At 66.2% G+C, this 20,834-nt stretch carries 22 protein-coding genes; 8 read left to right on the forward strand and 14 right to left on the reverse strand.

Annotation, left to right across the window (positions count from 1 at the left end; genetic code table 11):
* Positions 1 to 2: 2 nt before the first annotated feature.
* The 3 genes from AC1DX2_RS16425 to gpmA form a co-directional block, all read right to left on the reverse strand.
* Complete coding sequence (locus AC1DX2_RS16425; protein ID WP_477197428.1) at positions 3 to 770, reverse strand: HesA/MoeB/ThiF family protein; 768 nt, start codon at positions 768 to 770, stop codon at positions 3 to 5.
* A 49-nt stretch (positions 771 to 819) separates the two neighbouring features.
* A complete protein-coding gene (locus AC1DX2_RS16430; protein ID WP_477197429.1) occupies positions 820 to 2,259 on the reverse strand; it encodes a S41 family peptidase in 1,440 nt (479 codons plus the stop codon).
* A 167-nt stretch (positions 2,260 to 2,426) separates the two neighbouring features.
* A complete protein-coding gene (gpmA, locus tag AC1DX2_RS16435) occupies positions 2,427 to 3,170 on the reverse strand; it encodes a 2,3-diphosphoglycerate-dependent phosphoglycerate mutase (RefSeq protein WP_477197430.1) in 744 nt (247 codons plus the stop codon).
* Positions 3,171 to 3,374: 204 nt separating this feature from the next.
* Between gpmA and AC1DX2_RS16440 the strand changes: the two genes are divergently transcribed.
* The 5 genes from AC1DX2_RS16440 (at position 3,375) to AC1DX2_RS16460 (ending at position 6,213) form a co-directional block, all read left to right on the forward strand.
* The gene (locus AC1DX2_RS16440) at positions 3,375 to 3,713 is read left to right on the forward strand and encodes a YciI family protein (protein ID WP_477197431.1); all 339 of its coding nucleotides are present in this window, start codon (positions 3,375 to 3,377) and stop codon (positions 3,711 to 3,713) included.
* A 178-nt stretch (positions 3,714 to 3,891) separates the two neighbouring features.
* Positions 3,892 to 4,296, forward strand: coding sequence for a rhodanese-like domain-containing protein (locus tag AC1DX2_RS16445; RefSeq protein ID WP_477197432.1), 405 nt, complete (start codon positions 3,892 to 3,894; stop codon positions 4,294 to 4,296).
* A 5-nt stretch (positions 4,297 to 4,301) separates the two neighbouring features.
* On the forward strand, positions 4,302 to 4,562 hold the full coding sequence (gene grxC, locus AC1DX2_RS16450) for a glutaredoxin 3 (RefSeq protein WP_477197709.1): 261 nt from the start codon (positions 4,302 to 4,304) through the stop codon (positions 4,560 to 4,562).
* Between the two features lie 120 nt (positions 4,563 to 4,682).
* On the forward strand, positions 4,683 to 5,144 hold the full coding sequence (gene secB / locus AC1DX2_RS16455) for a protein-export chaperone SecB (RefSeq protein WP_477197433.1): 462 nt from the start codon (positions 4,683 to 4,685) through the stop codon (positions 5,142 to 5,144).
* A gap of 49 nt (positions 5,145 to 5,193) precedes the next feature.
* Complete coding sequence (locus AC1DX2_RS16460; RefSeq protein ID WP_477197434.1) at positions 5,194 to 6,213, forward strand: NAD(P)H-dependent glycerol-3-phosphate dehydrogenase; 1,020 nt, start codon at positions 5,194 to 5,196, stop codon at positions 6,211 to 6,213.
* An 11-nt stretch (positions 6,214 to 6,224) separates the two neighbouring features.
* Here AC1DX2_RS16460 and AC1DX2_RS16465 read toward each other — a convergent pair whose 3' ends face one another.
* The gene (locus AC1DX2_RS16465; RefSeq protein ID WP_477197435.1) at positions 6,225 to 6,755 is read right to left on the reverse strand and encodes a GNAT family N-acetyltransferase; all 531 of its coding nucleotides are present in this window, start codon (positions 6,753 to 6,755) and stop codon (positions 6,225 to 6,227) included.
* Entirely contained in the window at positions 6,752 to 7,216 is a 465-nt protein-coding gene (locus AC1DX2_RS16470; RefSeq protein ID WP_477197436.1) for a PaaI family thioesterase, read from the reverse strand. Before AC1DX2_RS16470 ends, AC1DX2_RS16465 begins: the two co-directional genes overlap by 4 nt.
* Before the next feature lie 87 nt (positions 7,217 to 7,303).
* Here AC1DX2_RS16470 and nadC point away from each other — a divergent pair, with 87 nt between their 5' ends.
* Both nadC and nadA read left to right on the forward strand, forming a co-directional pair.
* Entirely contained in the window at positions 7,304 to 8,182 is an 879-nt protein-coding gene (gene nadC / locus AC1DX2_RS16475; RefSeq protein ID WP_477197710.1) for a carboxylating nicotinate-nucleotide diphosphorylase, read from the forward strand.
* A complete protein-coding gene (nadA, locus tag AC1DX2_RS16480) occupies positions 8,179 to 9,318 on the forward strand; it encodes a quinolinate synthase NadA (RefSeq protein ID WP_477197437.1) in 1,140 nt (379 codons plus the stop codon). Before nadC ends, nadA begins: the two co-directional genes overlap by 4 nt.
* Before the next feature lie 31 nt (positions 9,319 to 9,349).
* Here the strand turns inward: nadA and panC are convergent, their stop codons facing one another.
* The 6 genes from panC to AC1DX2_RS16510 all read right to left on the reverse strand — a co-directional run bounded on the left by panC (position 9,350) and on the right by AC1DX2_RS16510 (position 15,708).
* Positions 9,350 to 10,174 (reverse strand): pantoate--beta-alanine ligase, encoded by an 825-nt coding sequence (gene panC / locus AC1DX2_RS16485; protein WP_477197438.1) that lies wholly within the window; start codon positions 10,172 to 10,174, stop codon positions 9,350 to 9,352.
* Positions 10,175 to 10,197: 23 nt separating this feature from the next.
* The gene (panB, locus tag AC1DX2_RS16490) at positions 10,198 to 11,070 is read right to left on the reverse strand and encodes a 3-methyl-2-oxobutanoate hydroxymethyltransferase (RefSeq protein WP_477197711.1); all 873 of its coding nucleotides are present in this window, start codon (positions 11,068 to 11,070) and stop codon (positions 10,198 to 10,200) included.
* 110 nt (positions 11,071 to 11,180) lie between these two features.
* Positions 11,181 to 12,818, reverse strand: coding sequence for an L-aspartate oxidase (nadB, locus tag AC1DX2_RS16495; protein ID WP_477197439.1), 1,638 nt, complete (start codon positions 12,816 to 12,818; stop codon positions 11,181 to 11,183).
* Between the two features lie 49 nt (positions 12,819 to 12,867).
* Positions 12,868 to 13,719 (reverse strand): segregation and condensation protein A, encoded by an 852-nt coding sequence (locus tag AC1DX2_RS16500; protein WP_477197712.1) that lies wholly within the window; start codon positions 13,717 to 13,719, stop codon positions 12,868 to 12,870.
* Positions 13,720 to 13,796: 77 nt separating this feature from the next.
* Positions 13,797 to 14,003, reverse strand: coding sequence for a DUF3460 family protein (locus AC1DX2_RS16505; RefSeq protein WP_477197440.1), 207 nt, complete (start codon positions 14,001 to 14,003; stop codon positions 13,797 to 13,799).
* Between the two features lie 25 nt (positions 14,004 to 14,028).
* On the reverse strand, positions 14,029 to 15,708 hold the full coding sequence (locus AC1DX2_RS16510) for a SulP family inorganic anion transporter (protein WP_477197441.1): 1,680 nt from the start codon (positions 15,706 to 15,708) through the stop codon (positions 14,029 to 14,031).
* Positions 15,709 to 15,933: 225 nt separating this feature from the next.
* Here AC1DX2_RS16510 and AC1DX2_RS16515 point away from each other — a divergent pair, with 225 nt between their 5' ends.
* Positions 15,934 to 16,539, forward strand: a complete 606-nt coding sequence (locus tag AC1DX2_RS16515) for a DUF4337 domain-containing protein (RefSeq protein WP_477197442.1) — start codon at positions 15,934 to 15,936, stop codon at positions 16,537 to 16,539.
* A gap of 90 nt (positions 16,540 to 16,629) precedes the next feature.
* Here AC1DX2_RS16515 and flhD read toward each other — a convergent pair whose 3' ends face one another.
* From flhD to AC1DX2_RS16530, 3 genes are all read right to left on the reverse strand, one after another.
* Positions 16,630 to 16,959: a flagellar transcriptional regulator FlhD gene (gene flhD, locus AC1DX2_RS16520; protein WP_477197443.1), complete on the reverse strand. Its 330-nt coding sequence runs from the start codon at positions 16,957 to 16,959 to the stop codon at positions 16,630 to 16,632.
* Positions 16,960 to 17,145: 186 nt separating this feature from the next.
* Positions 17,146 to 19,224 carry a methionine--tRNA ligase gene (gene metG, locus AC1DX2_RS16525; protein ID WP_477197444.1) on the reverse strand — a complete coding sequence of 693 codons (2,079 nt, stop codon included), beginning with the start codon at positions 19,222 to 19,224 and terminating at the stop codon, positions 17,146 to 17,148.
* A 257-nt stretch (positions 19,225 to 19,481) separates the two neighbouring features.
* Entirely contained in the window at positions 19,482 to 20,756 is a 1,275-nt protein-coding gene (locus AC1DX2_RS16530) for a patatin-like phospholipase family protein (RefSeq protein ID WP_477197445.1), read from the reverse strand.
* Positions 20,757 to 20,834 lie beyond the last annotated feature (78 nt).

Here is a 20,834-nt window from a genome sequence, read left to right on the forward strand (position 1 = left end):
CGCTATTGTCCACGCGATCCATGCGCGTGGCCGCACACCGGGCAGCCGGGTTGCCGCGCCACCCGGATGCGCTCCCAAGCCATGCTGCGCGCGTCCAGCATCAGCAGTTGCCCGGCCAGCGAGGTGCCCACCCCGGCCAGCAGCTTCAGCGCCTCGGCCGCCTGGATGGCGCCGATGATGCCCACCAGCGGCGCCAGCACGCCCAACGTGGCGCATTGGGTTTCTTCAAAACTGGCGTCAGGCGGGAACAGGCAGGCGTAGCAGGGCGACGCGGGGTCGCGCGGGTCCACCACCGTCACCTGGCCATCCAGCCGTATCGCGGCACCGCAGACCAGGGGCTTGTTGTGTTTGACGCAGGCTGCATTGATGGCCTGACGGGTGGCGAAGTTGTCGCTGCAGTCCAGCACCACATCGGCCTCGGGCACCAGGCGGTCCAGCAGCGCGGCATCGGCGCGCGCTGCCACCGCATGCACCTGCACCTCGGGGTTGATGGCCGCCACGGCGGCCTGGGCCGACAGCACTTTGGGCTGGCCCACGCGCGCCAGCGTATGGGCAATCTGGCGTTGCAGGTTGGTCAGGTCGACTTCGTCCGGGTCCATCAGCGTCAGCCTGGCCACGCCGGCGGCGCCAAGGTACAGCGCCGCGGGGGAGCCCAGGCCGCCTGCACCCACCACCAGCGCATGCGCGCGCAGCACCCGCTCCTGGCCTTCAATGCCCCATTCGTCCAGCAGGATGTGCCGGGAGTAGCGCAGCAGCTGGTCGTCGGTCATGGGGAGGCGGGCCGCTGCGCGCCGCAGAGCGCCAAGAGCACTTGCAGGCTCAGTTTTCCTTCACCTCGTCCTTGCGCTCCACCAGCGTCTTGCTGACCATGATGGGACGGCCCTTGAGCTGGTTCAGCGCCTGCGCGAGCTGGAAATCCTTGTCGCTGCCAAACTCGGGCAGGCGGCGGTCGGCGGGGGACTTGCGGGCCTCTTCCTCCAGCTTGCGGCGGGCTTCCTCGCGCGCCTTTTCGCGCACCTGGTCCTTCTTCTCTTCGCTTTGCTGGGTGTTGGCCAGGTGTTTCTCGAGGTCGGATTCGTGCGTGTACAGGCCGGCGAACACATTGCCCTCGGCGGTTTCGTCCACCAGCACATCGGGCACGATGCCCTTGGCCTGGATGGAGTTGCCGTTGGGCGTGTAGTAGCGCGCGGTGGTGATCTTCAAGCCGGTGTCGGGGCCCAGCGGGCGCACCGTTTGCACCGAGCCCTTGCCGAAGGTCTGGTTGCCCATGACAATGGCACGCTTGTGGTCCTGCAGCGCGCCGGCCACGATCTCGCTGGCCGAGGCCGAGCCCTCATTGACCAGCACCACCAGCGGGATGGTTTTCAGCGCCGCCGGCAGCTTGCGCAGCGGGTCGCCGTTGCCGCGCCGCTGGTAGAACTCGGGCGCCGCCTTGTAGGTGAACTTGCTCTCGGCCAACTGGCCGTTGGTGGAGACCACCGTCACGTTCTCGGGCAGGAAGGCGGCCGACACGGCCACCGCCGCGTCCAGCAGGCCGCCGGGGTCGTTGCGCAAGTCCAGCACCAGGCCCTTGAGCTTCGGGTCCTGCTTGAACAGCTCGTCCGTCTTGCGCACGAAATCGTCCACCGTGGGTTCCTGGAACTGGCTCAGGCGTATCCAGGCGTAGCCGGGCTCCACCATCTTGGCGCGCACCGACTGTGTCTTGATCTCTTCACGCACGATGGTCACCGGGAAGCTGCGGTTCTCGTCCTTGCGCAGGATGGTCAGCACCACCTTGGTGTTGGGCTCGCCCTTCATGCGCTTGACGGCGTCGTTGACACTCAGACCCTTGACGGGGGTGTCGTCGATCTTGGTGATCAGGTCATTGGGCTTCAGGCCGGCGCGAAAGGCGGGCGAGCCCTCGATGGGCGAGACGATCTTCACCAGCCCGTCTTCCTGTGTGATCTCTATGCCCACGCCGATGAAGCGGCCGGTGGTGCTTTCGCGGAATTCGCGGTAGGTCTTCTTGTCCAGGTATTGCGAGTGCGGGTCCAGGCTGGCCACCATGCCGGAGATGGCGTCGGAGATCAGCTTCTTCTCGTCCACCGGTTCCACATAGTCGCTCTTGACCATGCCGAACACCGCCGCCAGCTGCTGCAGCTCTTCCAGCGGCAGGGGCGCCTGGCTGCCGCGCGCGACGGTTTGCAGCGACACCGTGGTCAGCGCGCCGGCAATCACGCCGGCCGCAATCCAACCACCGATTCTCAATTTCTGGCCCATACGCATCTTCCTTCGCCGTCGCACCGTTGCCGGTCCAATATACACCTTGTACGCCTATGAGGCTCATCCGTCGGCGGCATGTTCCGCCAGTCTGCACGCAAAATCTACCAAAAGCGGTAGTTTTACGCAGGCGACACACGCAACAGCCGCAATACCCCGGCGCCGCGTCAGGCCTTGCCCTGGGCCGCCACGGCGGCGGCGGCCTTGGCGGCGGCTTCGGCGTCGCCCAGGTAGTAATGGCGCAACGGCTTGAGCTGGTCGTCCAGTTCGTAGACCAGCGGGATGCCATTGGGGATGTTCAGGCCCACGATGTCGTCGTCCGAGATGTTGTCCAGGTACTTGACCATGGCGCGTATGGAGTTGCCATGGGCGGCGACGACCAGCCGCTTGCCGGCCTTGATGGCTGGCGCCAGCGACTCGTTCCAGAACGGCAGCACCCGCGCCACCGTGTCCTTCAGGCATTCGGTCAGCGGGATCTGGTCTGGCTGCAGCCTGGCGTAGCGGATGTCGCCACGCTCGCTGCGCGGGTCACCCGGTTCCAGCGCTGGCGGCGGCGTGTCGTAGCTGCGGCGCCAGACCAGCACCTGAGCGTCGCCATACTGTTTGGCCGTTTCGGCCTTGTTCAGGCCCTGCAGAGCGCCATAGTGGCGCTCGTTCAGGCGCCAGCTGTGCATCACCGGCAGCCAGGTGCGGTCCATCTCGTCCAGGCAGTGCCACAGCGTGCGGGTGGCGCGCTTGAGCACGCTGGTGTAGGCGACGTCGAACTCGTAGCCCTCCTGGCGCAGCAGGCGGCCGGCGTTCTTGGCCTGCTCGATGCCGGTGGCGGTCAGGTCGACGTCGGTCCAACCGGTGAAGCGGTTTTCCAGGTTCCAGGTGGATTCGCCGTGGCGTATCAGGACAAGCTTGTGCATGGGGGTGCGGCGTGGCAGGTTGAACTGGCCGCCCGGTTGCGGGCGATCGGGGGTGGACGGCCAAAAAGGTCGGCACTTGGGCCTGAATTCTAAGGGAGCGGTGGGCTCGGTTTCCTGACGAAACTGAGGTCAAATTCGGCTACATACCAATTGGTATGTGGAAATCGAAACGACTGTTCATTCCAATACCTTCACCTGTTGACCATGCACTACCTGTTGATCATTGCGCACGACGACGTGTTTCAGCCCTCAGCGTCCCTGATTGAAGCCATACAAAAGTGGACTTCGGACATGGATGAACAGGGGATCCGCGTGCAGGGAAATCCCCTGAAACCTGCGGGCGACGCCACCACGGTGAGAATTCGAAACGGCAAACAGCAAATTTCGCCAGGGCCATTCAGCAATTCGCAAGAACAGATGTGCGCTTATGAGCTGATCGAATGTGCGAGCGAGAAGCAGGCGATCCAGGTTGCGGCGTCCCACCCCATGGCCAGTGCGGCAACCATCGAGGTTCGTCCGGTGTGGTCCGCCTTGAAAGCCTGAGCCCCAGCCATTTGCGGCAACAGCCCCGGAGGGGCGACAAGGGGCCCTGCGCACGATCTCAAATACCAGCCTGCAAAGCGGTGGTACCCCCGCTCACTTAAAATGCAGGAAACCCTGACACGGTGCCACCCCGGGCACCGGTCACGTGGGCGCCCACTTTGAGAATCGGACTTGCGACATGAAATTTTTCCTCGACAACTGGATGCTGTTTGCGGTTGCGCTGTCCTCCGGCAGCATGCTGCTTTGGCCCGCCCTGCGGGGCGGTGGCTCAGGCCTGACCGCTGCCGCTGCGGTGCTGCTGATCAACCGTGAAAAGGCGGTGGTGGTGGATGTTTGCGAGGCCGACGAGTTCGCTGCTGGCCACGTGGGCGGTGCCAAGCACATCCCGCTCAATGAACTGGAAGAGCGCCTGCCCGCCACGGTGAAGAACAAGGCCTTGCCGCTGATCCTGGTGTGCCAGAGCGGCGCGCGTGCCAACCGGGCGTTGGCCATCGTGAAGAAGCTGGGCTACGACAACGCCCAGGCGCTGGCCGGCGGCCTGAACGCCTGGAAAACCGCCAACCTGCCGCTGGAAAAGGCGTGATTGCTATGCAGGCTGTGCGCATGTACACCACGGCGGTGTGCCCTTACTGCATACGTGCCAAGCAGATCCTGAAGGCCAAAGGGGTGGACCAGATCGAGGAGATCCGCGTCGACATGAACCCTTCCGAGCGCATGAAGATGATGGAGATCACCGGCCGGCGCACCGTGCCGCAAATCTTCATCGGCGCCACGCACGTGGGCGGCTGCGATGAACTGATGGCGCTGGAAAGCCGTGGCGGCCTGACCAACCTGCTCGCGGGTGGCTGAAAAGCGCCAAAGCGCCCGCCCAGACCTGCGATAATCCCAAGTCTTAGGTTTTTCCTAGTCTTGTTTCCGTAGCAATCAAGCCGGCCCTGGCCGGCTTTCATCCCTTTTGAGAGCATTTCCATGGCTGAGCAGCAAAACCCCGTTTTCCAGATCCAGCGCCTGTACCTGAAAGAGTCGTCGCTGGAGCAACCCAATTCCCCCGGCATCCTGCTGGAACAACAACAGCCCACCGTGGACATCCAGTTGGGCGTTGGCGCCGAGCCGGTCAGCGAAGGCATGTTCGAGGTGACCGTGACCGCCACCGTGCACACCAAGGTCAACGACAAGACGCTGTTCCTGGTGGAAGCCAAGCAAGCCGGCATTTTTGAGATCCGCAACCTGCCTGAAGACCAGATGGGCCAGGTGATGGGCATTGCCTGCCCGCAAATCGTCTACCCCTACCTGCGTGGCAATGTGGCCGACCTGATCCAGCGCGGCGGTTTCCCGCCCGTGCACCTGGCCGAAATCAACTTCCAGGCCATGTACGAGCAGCAGCAACAGGCCATGGCCGCCGCCCAGGCGCCCGCCGCCGTCACGCAGTAACCCATCTGCCTGCGCGTCCGCGGCCTGTCGCCGTGGCGCGCCACACGCGATGAACATCGCCATTCTTGGCGCCGGTGCCTGGGGCACCGCCTTGGCGGTGGCCGCGGCCCGCGACGGCGCCGGTCACCAGGTCAGCCTGTGGGCGCGCGATGCGGCCCAGGCCCAGGCCATGCGAGCCCAGCACGAAAATGCCCGGTACCTGCCGGGCATTTCTTTGCCTGCGAGTCTGGCCATCAGCAGCCAGCCCGTGTCGGAGTTGGCCGCGTGGGTGGCTGCCCACGAGCTGGTCATCATCGCCACCCCCATGGCCGGCTTGCGCGGCCTGTTGCAGGCGCTGAGCAACAGCCAGGCGCCCGTTGCTTGGCTGTGCAAGGGTTTTGAGCCGCCGGTGACTGGCGCGGGTGACGCTGGTGGCTTGTTGGCCCATGAAATCCAGGCCCAGGTGGCGCCGGGCCTGCGTGCTGGTGTGCTCAGCGGCCCCAGCTTTGCGCTGGAGGTGGCGCGCGGCCAACCCACGGCGCTGGTGGCCGCCAGTGCCCACGCCGAGGTGCGCCAGGCGCTGGTGGCGGTGTTTCACAGCCCCAGCGTGCGCGTCTACGCCAACGAGGACATTGCCGGGGTGGAGGTGGGCGGCGCCGTCAAGAACGTGCTGGCCATCGCCACCGGCCTGTGCGATGGCCTGGCCCTGGGCCTGAACGCCCGCGCTGCACTGATCACCCGCGGTCTGGCTGAAATGACGCGCCTGGGGCTGGCGCTGGGCGCCAAGCCCGACACCTTCATGGGGCTGAGTGGCCTGGGCGACCTGGTGCTGACCGCCACGGGCGACCTCTCGCGCAACCGCCAGGTGGGCCTGGCGCTGGCGCGTGGCCGCAGCCTGCAGCAGGCGGTGGCCGAGCTGGGCCATGTGGCCGAGGGCGTGTACTGCGCCCGCACCGTGGTGCAGCGCGCGCGTGGCCTGGGCGTGGAAATGCCGATTGCCGAAGGCGTGGTGGCGCTGCTGGATGGCCAGCAGCGGCCCGAGCAGGTGCTGGCCGCCCTGATGGGGCGGGAAGCCCGGCACGAGGCCTGAGTCGGGTGTGTTCAGCCAGCCGGTGCTACCGGCGCCTGCTGCAGCGACACCTGCTTCTTGCCACCCGCCACCCACTGTTCACCGACTTGCTGAAAGCCGAAGCGCTGGTGAAAGCGGCGTGAAGCCTCATTGGGCGGGTCAATGTCGAATTCGCAGCTGACGGCGCCCATGCCGTTTTGCCGGGCAAAGGCGAACAGGTCGTGGTACAGCAACGGCCCCAGGCCCTGGCCCTGGTGCGCGGCGCTGACCACCACGCGGTCGATGTACAGGAAGCGGGCGTGGCGCTGGGCGAACCACTGGTAGTTGGGGCTGGCGTAGTCGGCCCCCTCGCGAAACGCCAGCAGGAAGGCCGCCACCGCACCGCCCGTCTGCACCACCCGTGCATAGGCGGCCTGCGCATGCAGGTGGGCCAGGTGCCCGGGTGTCATGGGGCTGAGGAAATGCACGGACTCGGCATTCAGCGCCAGCACGGACGGAAAGTCGGCCGCTGTCATCAAGCGGATTTGCGGATCGGCCGGCGCAGCGCGATTTGTCGCGGTCATGCTTTCACCACGGCCAGCGTGGCCGTCATCTTGGCCACCAGGGTGCGCACCTCGCCCTTCACCAGGAACACCTCGGATTCAGCCACGTGGAAGGCGCGTCCCGGCTTCAGCACGGTGGCGCGGCACAGCAGGCGCTCGCCCTGGTTGGCAAAGCTGGCGGGGCGCAACAGGTTCTGCTTGAATTCCACCGTCAGCACATACTCGCCCGGCGCGGCCAGCGTTTGCGCGGCAGCGCCGGCCGTGTGGTCGGCCAGCGTGGTGATCACCCCCGCGTGCGCCACCTGGGTGTGCTGCAAGTGGCGCGGCGCCAGCACCAGCTCGGCTTCGCACCACCCCGGCCCACAGTCCAGCGGGCGGATGCCAACGTCCATCACGAAGGCGGCGCGGGCAAAGCCCCGCTCCACCAGCTGGCGCAGGCGGGCAGGGTCGGGGGCGGTGGCGGGCACGGCAGCGTCGGTCATGGTGTGGCGGATCTGAATGGGGCTTGGAAAGGGGTGAAAGACCCGCGAAATTATGGAATACAGGATGCCGTTACGATTGGCACCATGATGACAGCAGACAGTGATTTTTCCCCTGAGGCCCTGGCCCGACTGGCCGCCGAGGACGCCGCGCGCGCACTGCGTGAAGACGTGGGCGGCGGTGACCTGACTGCCGGCCTGGTGGACCCGGCGCGGCAAGTTCAGGCCCGCGTGTTGGCGCGCGAGGCGGCGGTGATCTGCGGCGCCCCCTGGGTGCAGGCTGCCGCGCAACAGGTGGACCCGGCCATCCATTGCACCTGGCTGGTGGGGGAGGGCCAGCGCTGCGCGCCCGACCAGGTGGTGTTGCAACTGAGCGGCCCGGCGCGCTCGTTGTTGACGTTGGAGCGCACGGCACTCAATTTCCTGCAACTGCTGAGCGCCGTGGCCACCAAGACCGCCGCCTATGTGGACGCGGTGAACAGCGTGCCCGGCAACCGCGCGCAGATCGTCGACACCCGCAAGACACTGCCAGGCCTGCGCCTGGCGCAAAAGTACGCCGTGCGTGCCGGCGGCGGCGGCAACCACCGGTTGGGCCTGTACGACGCCGTGCTGATCAAGGAGAACCACATTGCTGCAGCCGGCGGCGTCACTGCGGTGCTCAAGCGCGCTGCCGAGGTGGCAGCCAGCGCCAAATTTGTGCAGATCGAGGTCGAGACGCTGGCACAGCTGCAGGAGGCCCTGGGCGCAGGCGCCCGCATGCTGCTGCTGGACAACATGAGCAATGCGCAACTGCTTGAAGCGGTGCGCATCAACGCCGGCCGCGCCGTGCTGGAGGTGTCGGGCGGCGTCAACATGGATACCGTGCGCGGCATCGCCGCCACCGGGGTGGACCGCATCTCCATCGGTGCGCTGACCAAGGACGTGAAGGCGGTGGACTTTTCCATGCGTTTCCAGGAGCAACCGGCATGAGTGCTTCGGTCATTGACGTTGAGTACGAGCAGCCGCTGCGGCGGCTTGGCGTGCCTGTGGTTGAAGAGGGTGCCACCTGCGCCACCAAGCACGCCTGGGCCCGTGTGCCGGTGGAGCCTGGCCCGGCAGAGCGCGAGCGGCTGAAGGCGCGGATACGCCAGTTGCTGAAGGACAAGAACGCCGTGATGGTGTCGCACTATTACGTGCACCCGGACCTGCAGGACCTGGCCGAAGAAACCGGCGGCATCGTCAGCGACTCGCTGGAGATGGCGCGCTTCGGCCGCGATCACCCCGCCACCACGCTGGTGGTGTCGGGTGTGCGCTTCATGGGCGAGACGTCGAAGATCCTGTCGCCGCACAAGCGCGTGCTGATGCCCGACCTGGACGCCACCTGTTCGCTGGACCTGGGCTGCCCGATTGACGAGTTCAGCGCCTTTTGCGACGCCCACCCGGACCGCACCGTGGTGGTCTACGCCAACACCAGTGCCGAGGTGAAGGCGCGGGCCGATTGGCTGGTGACGTCCAGTTGTGCACTGGACATCGTGCGCGCGTTGAAAGACAAGGGCCACAAGATCCTGTGGGCGCCGGACCGTCACCTGGGCGGCTACATCCAGCGCGAGACCGGGGCCGATATGGTGATGTGGGGCGGCTCCTGCATCGTGCACGACGAGTTCAAGGGCTTTGAGCTGGAAGCGCTGATGAAAGAGCACCCGCAGGCCAAGGTGCTGGTGCACCCCGAGTCGCCCGAAGCGGTGGTGGCGTTGGCCGACGCGGTGGGCTCCACCTCGGGCATCCTGAAGGCCGCCAAGGAGATGGATGCGAAAGAGTTCATCGTCGCCACCGACAACGGCATGATGCACAAACTGCGCACGCTGAACCCCGGCAAGGTGTTCTACGAGGCCCCCACCGCCGGCAACAGCGCCACCTGCAAGAGCTGCGCGCACTGCCCCTGGATGGCGATGAACGGCCTGACCGGCCTGGCCCACGTGCTGGAAACGGGCACCAACGAAGTCCAGGTAGACCCGAAGCTGGGCGAGCGTGCCAAGCTGCCGATAGACCGCATGCTGGCCTTCACGTCAGCGCAAAAGGGTGGGCGGGACCCGGGCAGCCTGGTGCCGAACATCGGCGCGGCCTGAGAACACTGGCATGTAAGTCGGCACTGCCGGCTCACACCTCCAGGTTGTCAATCAAGCGCGTCTTGCCCAGCCGCGCCGCGCCCAGCACCACCAGCGCATCGCTGGCGTGTGGCGCCTGCAGGTCGTGGCGACGGCGCGCCACCATGTAGTCCGGTTGCCAGCCACGCGCCGTCAGCGTGGCCATGGCCTGGGCTTCCAGCGCGGCGTAGTCCGTGTTGCCGGCCCGCATTTGTTCCGCCATGGCCTTCAAGGCCAGCGACAGCTGCACGGCCTCAAGGCGCTCTGCCTCGCTGAGGTAGCCGTTGCGTGACGACAGCGCCAACCCATCGGGCGCGCGCTGCGTGTCGCCGGCGATGATCTCGATCGGCATGGCGAACTGCTGCACCATGCGGCGCAGTACCATCTGCTGCTGGTAGTCCTTGCGGCCGAACACGGCCACCGTGGGCTGCACGCACTGGAACAGCTTCATCACCACCGTGCACACGCCGGTGAAGAAGCCGGGACGGAAGTGGCCTTCCAGAATGTCGGCCAGCTCCGTCGGTGGCACCACCTTGAAGGTCTGCGGCTCGGGATACAGCTCTTTTTCCGAGGGTGCGAACACCACGTCGCAACCAGCGCTTTCCAGCTTGGCGCAATCTGCCTCCAGGGTGCGCGGGTAAGTGTCGAAGTCCTCATGCGGCAGGAATTGCAGGCGGTTGACGAAGATGCTGGCCACCGTCACGTCGCCCAGCGGCTTGGCCTGGCGCACCAGCGCCAGGTGGCCAGCGTGCAGGTTGCCCATGGTGGGCACGAAGGCACGGCGCTCGTAGGGCTTCAGCGCTGCGCGCAGTTCGGGTAGGGTGTGAACGATCTTCATGAAACAGTGAGGGCGGGTCAGGTTTACCAGGCGTGCGCGGCGTTGTCAGGGAAGCTGCCGTTCTTCACGGCGGCCACATAGGCCTGCATGGCCTCCTTGACGCCGCCGGCCTCCTGCATGAAGTTGCGCACGAACTTGGGCATCTTGCCCAGGTTCACGCCCAGCATGTCGTGCAGCACCAGCACCTGGCCGGCGGTGCCGTTGCCGGCGCCTATGCCTATGGTGGCGCAGCGCTGCAGTTCCTGCGTCACTTCGGTGGACAGCGCGGCCGGCACCATCTCCAGCACCAGCAGCGCGGCGCCCGCGTCTTCCAGTTCCCTGGCATGGCGCTTCAGCGTGGCGGCGGCCTCTTCGGATCGGCCCTGCACCCGGTAGCCGCCCAGCGCGTGCACTGTCTGCGGCGTCAGGCCCAGGTGGGCACACACGGGAATGCCGCGCTCCACCAGAAAGCGCGTGGTCTCGGCCGTCCAGCCGCCGCCCTCGAGCTTGACCATGTGGGCGCCGGCCTGCATCAGCGCCGAGGCGTTGCGCAGCGCCTGCTCCTTGCTCTCCTGGTAGGTGCCAAAGGGCAGGTCGCCGATCAGCCAGGCCGTGCCCTGTGCCCGGTGCAGGCCGCGCGACACGCTTTCCACGTGGTAGCACATGGTGTCCAGGCTGACGCCCACGGTGCTGGGCAGGCCCTGGCACACCATGCCCAGCGAATCGCCGACCAGGATGCATTCCACGCCGGCGGCGTCGGCCACGGCGGCGAAAGTGGCGTCATACGCCGTCAGCATGGCGATCTTCTCGCCGCGCGTGCGCATTTCCAGCAGGCGCGGCAGGCTCAGGGGCTTGCGTTGGGCCGGCTTGGCGCCCGGCGGCAGGGTGCCATAGGGGCTGGCGGCGTTGGGGTCCATGGCGGGGGTGGCTTGGCTCACATCAGGCTCCCATCGGAGGTTGGCAAAAAACAGGCGGCACGGGCGTTGGCTGGCCGGCCCGGGAATGAAGTTGGCGCGAGTTTAACCAGCTATTGCGGCGCCTGTTGGCGCTCGCGGCGGCTGAAGCCCGCTGGCGCCAGCACGGTGGGCTGGGGCGGCTCCAGCAGGCCGGGGTAGTCGCGGCTGAAGTGCAGGCCCCGGCTCTCGTGGCGGGCCTGGGCGCTGCGGACGATCAAATCGGCCACCTGCACCAGGTTGCGCAACTCCAGCAGGTCGCGGGTGACGTGAAAATTCGTATAAAACTCGTGGATTTCACCTTGCAGCAGCGCGATGCGGTGGGCCGCGCGCTCCAGCCGCTTGTTGGTCCGCACGATGCCCACGTAGTCCCACATGAAGCGGCGCAGCTCGTCCCAGTTGTGCGAGATCACCACCGACTCGTCGGCGTCGGTCACCCGGCTGACGTCCCAGGCCGGCAGCGGCGGCGGTGCGGTGGCGTCGGTCTGGGTGATGGCTGTGGCGGCCGCCTGGGCAAACACCATGCACTCCACCAGCGAGTTGCTGGCCAGCCGGTTGGCGCCATGCAGGCCGGTGCAGGCGGTCTCGCCAATGGCATACAGGCCGCTCAGGTCGGTGCGGCCGGCCAGGTCGGTCTGGATGCCGCCGCAGGTGTAGTGAGCGGCCGGCACCACGGGGATGGGTTGCTTGGCCATGTCGATGCCCAGCTCCAGGCAGCGGGCGTAGATGTTGGGGAAATGCTCCAGCAAGAAGGCCTTGGGCTGGTGCGAGATGTCCAGGTACACGCAGTCCAGCCCGCCCTTTTTCATCTCGAAGTCGATGGCGCGGGCCACCACGTCGCGCGGTGCCAGCTCGCCACGGGCGTCGTGCCCTGGCATGAAGCGCTTGCCGTCGGGCAGCAGCAGCCGCCCGCCTTCGCCGCGCACCGCCTCGGTGATCAGGAAGGATTTGGCGTGCGGGTGGTACAGGCAGGTCGGGTGGAACTGGATGAACTCCATGTTCTCCACCCGGCAGCCGGCGCGCCAGGCGGCGGCGATGCCGTCACCCGTGGCCGTGTCGGGGTTGGTGGTGTACAGGTAGACCTTGCCGGCGCCGCCGGTGGCCAGGATGGTGTGCGGCGCGCGGAAGGTCAGCACCTGGTCGCTGGCTTGGTCCAGCGCGTACAGGCCCAGGCAGCGGTCGCCCGGCTCGCCGGGGCCGGCGTTGGCCAGGCCCAGCTTGCGCGCGGTGATCAGGTCCACCAGCGTGTGGTGCTCGAACAGCGTCACGTTGGCGGTGCCGCGCACCTGGGTGATCAGTGTCTTTTGCACCGCCGCGCCGGTGGCGTCGGTCACGTGCACGATGCGCCGCGCGCTGTGGCCGCCTTCGCGCGTCAGGTGCAGCTGGCCGGATTCCTGGGAAAACGGCACGCCCAACTGCTGCAGCCAGGCGATGGATTCGGGCGCGTGCTCGACCACGAAGCGGGTGGCGTTGAGATCGCACAGGCCGGCACCGGCCACCAGCGTGTCGTCCACGTGGGACTCAAAACTGTCACCCTCGGACATCACCGCCGCGATGCCGCCCTGGGCCCAGCCGCTGGAGCCGTCGCTCAGGGCGCCCTTGGTCAGCACCGCCACCCGGTGGGTGGGCGCCAGGCGCAGCGCGGCAGACAGGCCCGCCAGGCCACTGCCCACAATGAGCACGTCGAAATCCAGGTTGGGGGAAGTGGTCATCGGGGATGTGTGCGGGGCGCCGCCACGGAAGTTTGAAGGGCCAGGCGGGCTAGGCCGGTGTATAGGCCAGCCGCACGTAGATGGGTGCAAAGGCTTCTGCCTGGGTGATCTCGACCAGGGTCTCCTTGGCCAGTTCCAGCAGCGCGATGAAGGTCACCACCAGCACCTGGGTGCCGGCAGCCGGGTTGAACAGGTCTTCGAAACCGACGAAGCGCCGGCCCTGCAATTTTTTCAGCACCTGGCTCATGTGCTCGCGCACCGACAGTTCCTCGCGGGTGATCTTGTGGTGCTGCACCAGCCTGGCCCGCTTCAGGATGTCGCGCCAGGCCTCCTGCAGGTCGACGATGTGCACGTCGGGGAAGCGCGGCTGCAGCGACTGCTCGATGAACACCTGGGCCTTCAGGAAGTCACGGCCGAATTGCGGCAGCGCGTTCAGCCGGCCGGCTGCCAGCTTGATCTGCTCGTATTCCAGCAGCCGGCGCACCAGTTCCGCGCGCGGGTCTTCGGCTTCCTGGCCCTCCGCCACCTTGCGCGGCGGCAGCAGCATGCGCGACTTGATTTCGATCAGCATCGCCGCCATCAGCAGGTATTCGGCCGCCAGTTCCAGGTTGCGCGTGCGGATTTCTTCCACATAAACCAGGTACTGGCGCGTCAACCCGGCCATCGGGATGTCCAGGATGTTGAAGTTCTGCTTGCGTATCAGGTACAGCAGCAAGTCCAGCGGACCTTCGAAGGCCTCCAGGAACACCTCCAGCGCGTCGGGCGGGATGTACAAATCCTGCGGCATGGCGAACAAGGGCTCGCCATACAGGCGTGCCAGCGCCACCTGGTCCACCACGTCGGGCATCGCAGGTGCGGGGGCGTCCTCGGTTGGCTGCGCGTGGCTGGCGCTGTCCACCATGTCGGTCATCGGGGGCTGGGAATGAAAAGTTGGCGGGCCGGCGCCTGGGCTTGCCTGGGGCGCTGCCGCAGTGTGGCTCAGTGCGTGTCGGTCTGGTAGACGTAGGGTTTTTGCGGCACCTGGGCGGCCCGGTAGGCGCGCCAGGCGGTGCGGTCCACCGCCTTGTCCCACAGCAATTCGCGGCCATGGCGCTGCTCGGCCTCCAGCGTGGGCTTGTTGGCCTTCAGTTGCTCGATGAACTGGGTGACTTCAGACGTGTAGTCCGGGCGGCGGAAGATGTTCATGCGTAAAACCTTATGAGGCCCCATTTTAGCGGGCACAGGCCGCCGCCACCCCGGCCGCCAGATTGTCCTGCACATCCTGCGCCGGCAGCAGCGTCAGCAGGCCGCAACGCCGGGCAATGTCCAGCGGCTGGTGTTGCAGGCCGCACAGCAGCAGGCGCACCTGGGCTTTGCCACAGGTACGGGCCAGGTCCAGCAGGGTGTCGGCGCCGCTGGAATCGACATAAATGACGTTTTTCAGGTCCAGCACCAGCGCGTGGCGGGGCAGGTGGTCCTCCAGTTGCTCCACCAGCTTGACGGCGCCGAAGAAGATGGCGCCGTACAGCCGATAGGCCGCCACCTCGCCCACGCCCTGGTTGGCCAGCTCGGGGTAGGCCTGCGGCGCCACCGCCTCGGAGCGCGACAGGCTGGAGATGCGGTAGATGAAGGTGATGCCGGCGCCAATCAGCCCCACCTCCACCGCCACCGTGAGGTCAAACACCACGGTGAGGAAGAACACCAGCAGCAGCGTTAACCGGTAAGGCAGGCGGAACTGGCGCAGCTGTGCAAAAGCACGCCACTCGCCCATGTTCCAGGCCACGAACATCAGGATGGCCGCCAAAACGGCCAGCGGCACGCTTTGCGCCAGCGGCGCCGCCACCACGATCACCAGCAGCAGCACCAGCGCGTGCACCATGCCGGCCACCGGGCTGGTGGCGCCGCTTTTGATGTTGGTCACGGTGCGGGCAATGGTGCCGGTGGCTGGCATGCCACCAAAGAAGGGCGTGACGAAATTGGCCACACCCTGGGCCATCAGCTCCTGGTTGGGGTTGTGGCGGCCGCCCACCATGCCGTCGGCCACGCGGGCGCACAGCAGCGACTCAATGGATCCGAGCAGCGCCAGCGTGGTGGCCGGCAGCAGCAGGAAGCGCGCCGTCTCCCACGACAACGCCGGCAAATTGAAACCCGGCAGGCCCGAGGGGATGCCGCCAAAGCGGCTGCCTATGGTTTCCACCGGCAACGCCAGCAACGCGGTGGCCAGCGTGGCCAGCACCAGCGCCACGATGGAGCCGGGCAGGGCGGCCATGGCGCCCAGGGCGCGCAGCGCCGGCAGCCGCCGGGCCAGTCGGGGCATGCCCTGCTGCCAACCCACCACCACCGCCAGCGACAGCAGTGCCAAGCCGAAAGCCACCGGGTTCAGGCTCTGCAGGGACTGCGCCAGCGTTTCCACAATACCGAAGAAATTGGCCGGCATCTGCGCCACCGTCAGGCCCAGGAAATCCTTGAGCTGCGAGACCGCGATCAGCACCGCGATGCCGTTGGTGAAGCCAATCACCACCGCCACCGGAATGAAGCGTATCAGCGAACCCAGCTTGAACAGGCCCATGGCGAACAGCATCAGCCCCGACATCGCGGTGGCAATGATCAGGTTGGCCAGGCCGAAGCGTTCCTGGATGCCGTAGACGATGACGATGAAGGCACCCGCCGGCCCGCCGATTTGCACCTTGCTGCCGCCCAACGCCGAGATCAGGAAGCCCGCCAGCACGGCGGTGACCAGCCCGGCCTGCGGCTTCAGCCCGCTGGCGATGGCAAAGGCCATGGCCAGCGGCAATGCCACCACGCCCACGGTGGCGCCCGCCGCCGCATCGCGCCAGAAGCGCGGCCAGCTGTAGTCGTGCAGCGCGTTGAGCAGGTAGGGCCGGAACTCAAAGGACGAGAGCAGCTTCATCAAACCTCCGAAAATGAATCGAGCGCGAGAACGGCTTCAATTCGCTTTCGGAGGGCCGCAGTGGTGCAGGCGGGTGATGAACAGGCGCCGCCGCGTCAAGGTGGACAAGGACAGGTGCGGTGCGGTGCGGCTCATGGTGTGTAACGTGCAGTTTACGTTCGTTGACGTGCCTTGAGGCACAATTCCGCTCCGTTCGTTGATTTACAACAAGCCAAGAGCTAGCGCATGGACATTGACCCCCTGAACCCGGCCGGCACGCCCGAGCCAGCACCCCCAAAGGCCAGCAAGAATGCCTGGATCAACCCGGCGGTGGCCGTGGCGGTGGCCTTGCTGGCCACCTTCATGGGCATCTGCAAGGTGAAGGACGACAACATCGTGCAGGGCATGCAACAGGCCCAGGCCGACAAGATAGACCACTGGGGCTACTACCAGGCGCGCAACATCCGTGAAGAGGTGGCCAAGTCCACGCTGGTGCAGCTGCGCCTGCAGGCAGCCCAGTTGCCGGCAGACAAGCAGGCCGGCTACCAGGAGGCCATTGCCCAGTATGAGAAGCTGGCCCAGGACCAGGCGGCGAAGAAGGCCGAGCTGATGAAGCAGGCCGAGAAAGACCAGCAGACCTACGACGCGCTGAACTACCGCGATGACCAGTTTGACCTGTCGGACGCGCTGATCGCCATCGCCATCTCGTTGCTGGCGCTGGCCTCGTTGACGCAGCTGTGGTGGCTGTACGCGCTGGCCATGGTGCCAGCGGGGTTCGGCGTGGTGATGGGCCTGGCGGGCCTGCTGGGGTGGGGCTTCCACCCCGCCACGCTGATTTCCTGGTTGAGTTGAGCCCCCACGTCCGGCACTTCGTGTCCGTCCTGCCCCCCGAGGGGGCCGCTTTTTGCCTTGGGGCGGCCCGGCGGCAAAAAATTTCGAGGGTTAAATCACGTCGGCCAGCAGGCCGTTGCCGTTGGTGGGCTTGCGCATCGTCGCGGCACGGCCCATGAACTGCGCGGCCGGCGGGCGGTGGTCGGTCAACAGGTTCCACACCAGGTCGTCGTCCACCCGGAAGCGGCACAGCAGCATGTTGCCGGTGGCGATCTTCAGCACCTGGGCCGGCGACAGCAGGGCCAGCAGGTCGGCGCTCTCCAGTGTCACGCCCAATTGCTCGACCGCTTGGGCGCGGTCGATGCGGATCATCTTCTGCGCCAGGTTCAGGTACGTGAGGTTGGCCTCGCGTATCTCCGTCAGCAATTGCGCGTTGTCCATGATGGCACTCTCCAGTCAGTGGCATTCAGGGGGTACGCGGACTTGCGTGCGGCGCCTGATTGCATGAAAAGGATTGTGAAACCCATCCAATCATCAGAGTAGTCGGGGAACGGCCATGCATGCTGTCAGAAAAAACCTGACAAGCCAGCCCAACCGGTTGGGCTGGCGGTGCGGAAAAAGTGCCGCTCAGCGCACCCGCATGCCCGGCTGGGCGCCGTTGCCTGGCTCCAGCACGTAGATGCCGGGCTGGGCCTTTTCGTCAGCATGGCTGGCGGCCAGCACCATGCCCTCGCTGACGCCGAACTTCATCTTGCGCGGCGCCAGGTTGGCCACCAGCACGGTCAGCTTGCCCACCAGGTCGGCCGGCTGGTAGGCGCTGGCGATGCCGGAGAACACGTTGCGTGTCTTGCCTTCGCCCGCGTCCAGCGTCAGGCGCAGCAGTTTGGTGGAGCCTTCCACCGCCTCGCAGTTGACGATCTTGGCGATGCGCAGGTCGATCTTGGCGAAGTCGTCGATGGTGATGGTGGGGGCGATGTCCTCGCCGCCGGGCTTGGCGGCTGGGGCTTCCACAGCCGCGGGCGGCGCCTCGAACAGCGCTTCCAGCTGCTTGATGTCCACCCGCTGCATCAGGTGCTGGTAAGGCTTGATTTCGCGCACGTCTTCAGCGCTGGCCCAATCGGCCATAGGCACATGGGTGAACTCGGCCACCGCCTTGGCCACGCCGGGCAGGATAGGCGCCAGGTAGCGCGTCAGAATGGCAAAGGCGTTGATCAGCACCGAGCACACCTGGTGCAACTGGGCGTCGTTGGCGGTGTCCTTGGCCAGTTCCCAGGGCTTGTTGGCATCCACGTACTCGTTGACGCGATCGGCCAGCAGCATGATGTCGCGCAATGCCTTGCCGTACTCGCGCTGGTCATACAACTGGGCCAGGGCGTCGGCTTTGCCGCGCAACTGGGCCAGCAGGTCCGTGCCGTTGCCGAACTCGGCCGTCAGCTTGCCGCCAAAGCGCTTGCTGAGGAAGCCGGCCGCGCGGCTGGCGATGTTGACGTACTTGCCGATCAGGTCGGCATTGACCCGGGCCGTGAAGTCTTCCGGGTTGAAGTCGATGTCCTCGTTGCGGGACGACAGCTTGGCGGCGATGTAGTAGCGCAGCCATTCCGGGTTCATTTTCAGATCCAGGTACTTCAGCGGGTTCAGGCCGGTGCCGCGGCTCTTGCTCATCTTCTCGCTGTTCACCGTCAAAAAGCCGTGCACGTGGATGGCGTTGGGCGTCTTGCGGCCGCTGAAGTGCAGCATGGCCGGCCAGAACAGCGTGTGGAAGGTGATGATGTCCTTGCCGATGAAGTGGTACTGCTCCACCTCGGGGTCGGCCATGAAGGCGTCATATTGCGTGGGGCCGTCCACCGTGCCATAGGTCTTGATGAACAGGTTCTTCAACGACGCCAGGTAGCCCACCGGCGCGTCCAGCCACACATAGAAATATTTGCCCGGCGCGTCGGGGATCTCGATGCCGAAGTAGGGCGCGTCGCGGCTGATGTCCCAGTCACCCAGGCCGATTCGGCCGGTCTCAGCGTCAGGCGTCAACCATTCCCTGATCTTGTTGCGCACTTCGGCTTGCAAGTGCGGTTGGCCGTTGCCGTCACTGCCCTGCGTCCATTGATCCAGAAATTCCACGCATTTCGGGTCGGACAGGCTGAAGAAAAAGTGTTCGGAAGTGCGCAGCACCGGCGTCACACCCGACAGCGCGGAGTACGGGTTTTTCAGCTCGGTGGGGCTGTAGACGGCACCGCAGACTTCGCAGTTGTCGCCATACTGGTCCTTGGCACCGCAGTTCGGGCATTCGCCCTTGATGAAGCGGTCCGGCAGGAACATGTTCTTTTCGGTATCAAAGAACTGCTCCACAGTACGCGTGGCGATCAGCCCGGCGGCTTTGAGCTGCAGGTAGATCTGCTGCGCCAGCTCATGGTTCTCGGGGCCATCGGTGGAGTGCCAGTTGTCAAACGCTATGTGAAAGCCATCCAGGTACTGCTGGCGCCCGGCGGCGATCTCGGCCACGAACTGCTGCGGCGTCTTGCCGGCCTTTTCCGCCGCAATCATGATGGGCGCACCGTGCGCGTCGTCGGCGCAGACAAACTTCACCTCATGCCCCTGCATGCGCTGGAACCGCACCCAGATGTCGGCCTGGATGTACTCCATCATGTGGCCGATGTGGAATCCGGCGTTGGCGTAGGGCAGGGCGGTGGTGACAAAGAGTTTGCGCGACATGGACGGATGGCGAAAAATCGCCTGTTGCTTTCAGGGGGAACCCGCCATTTTACGGCGCGTCCAAAGTCACCGCAGGCCGCCCCAAGGCCTGATCCTGCGAACGTGGTTGGCGTTCCGGTATTTCAGCGTTGCGCGTGCCAATTGACCCGATGTCGCTGGGGCGCGTGGCGGAGCGGAATCAAGGAGGAGGGCCGCAGGCCCGGGGGACATCCGCGTAGCCACGCGCACCTGCGGCGTCGGCAGCTCGCGGAGGCCAGCTACTTTGGTGCGATGACCTCGGTGCTGTCCTCCGGCCACGGCAGCCGCGTAGACCCATTGGGCTCGCCCCAGCCGAAAAAGCGCCGCACCTCATGCGCCTGGGCCATGGCATCGGCATAGCCCAGCTCCAGCAGCTCGGTGGTGTAGCTGGATTCGAACAGCAGGTAGCTGGCCAGTGCCGCCCCCTTCACGTCCTTGGCCTTGGAGGACACGCCCAGGCCGCTGAGCAAGGTGCGCACCGCATGCGGCAGCGCGTCCACATGGCGGGCAGCGGCGACGTCCAGGCGCTGCGAAGGGGCGATCACGAGCAGGTCCACCGGCCGCAGTGGGCTGGCTGCCAGCGCGGCAGGCGGGATCAGCGACAGGGTGGCGTTGATGCGGCGCAGGCGCTCCACATCCACCGCCAGTGCGTCCAGGAAGATGTTGGACAGCGCGTGGCCAGCGATCTGCGCCAGCGACGGGTAGGCATTGGGGGTGGCCTGGCCGGCTTCCGCCTTGGGTTCGGTCATGCGCCCGGCGCCTATCACCAGCACCCGGGTGGAGCCCAGGTGGATGGCCGGTGCAATGGGGGCAGACTGGCGCATGGAGCCGTCGCCGAAGTACTCCATGTGGCCATTGATAGGCAGCGGCACCGAGGGGAAGATGAACGGGATGGCCGACGAGGCCAGCAGGTGGTCAAAGGTGATGCGGTCATGCACCGCCAGCCGCTGCGAACGCACCCAGGGTTTCAGTGATTCCAGCCCCTGGAAGAAGGTGACGTGTTCGCCCGAGCTGTAGCTCGAAGCGGTGACCGCCAGCGCTTGCAGGTGGCCCTGCGCGATCAGCTGCGGCAGCCGCTCCAGGTGCACCACGGCGCCCAACAGGTCCAGCAGCGGTGCATTGTCCAGCAACGACTTGGGCGGCAGGCGCCGCCATTTGTTGATCAGCCAGCCCAGGGAGAGCAGCGTCAACCAGCGCGCGCCGGTGCGCATCACGCCCAGTGCGTCCGCCCGGTAGACCTGCTGGGCCTTGAAGTTGCGCCAGATCGAGACGATGCGGCGTATGGTGCCGTCGAAATCATCGGCGCCGGTGGCCAGCGCGGCGGCGTTGATGGCGCCCGCCGAGGTGCCGGTGATGATGGAAAACGGGCTGCCCTCATGCTGCGCGCCGCAGGCGATGCGTATGTCGGCAATGGCTTCCAGCACGCCCACCTGGTAGGCGGCGCGGGCGCCGCCGCCGGTCAGCAACAAACCGGTGGTGGGGACGGGTGGCGTGTTGTTGTTGTCGTCTGCCATGGCGCCCATTATGCGGACGCCATTCGCGGCAGCGGCTTATCGGACGGGGGAAAACCCGTGAATAGCCGGGTTTGGGTA

It is taken from the genome of Hylemonella sp. P2_B10, assembly GCF_056404875.1.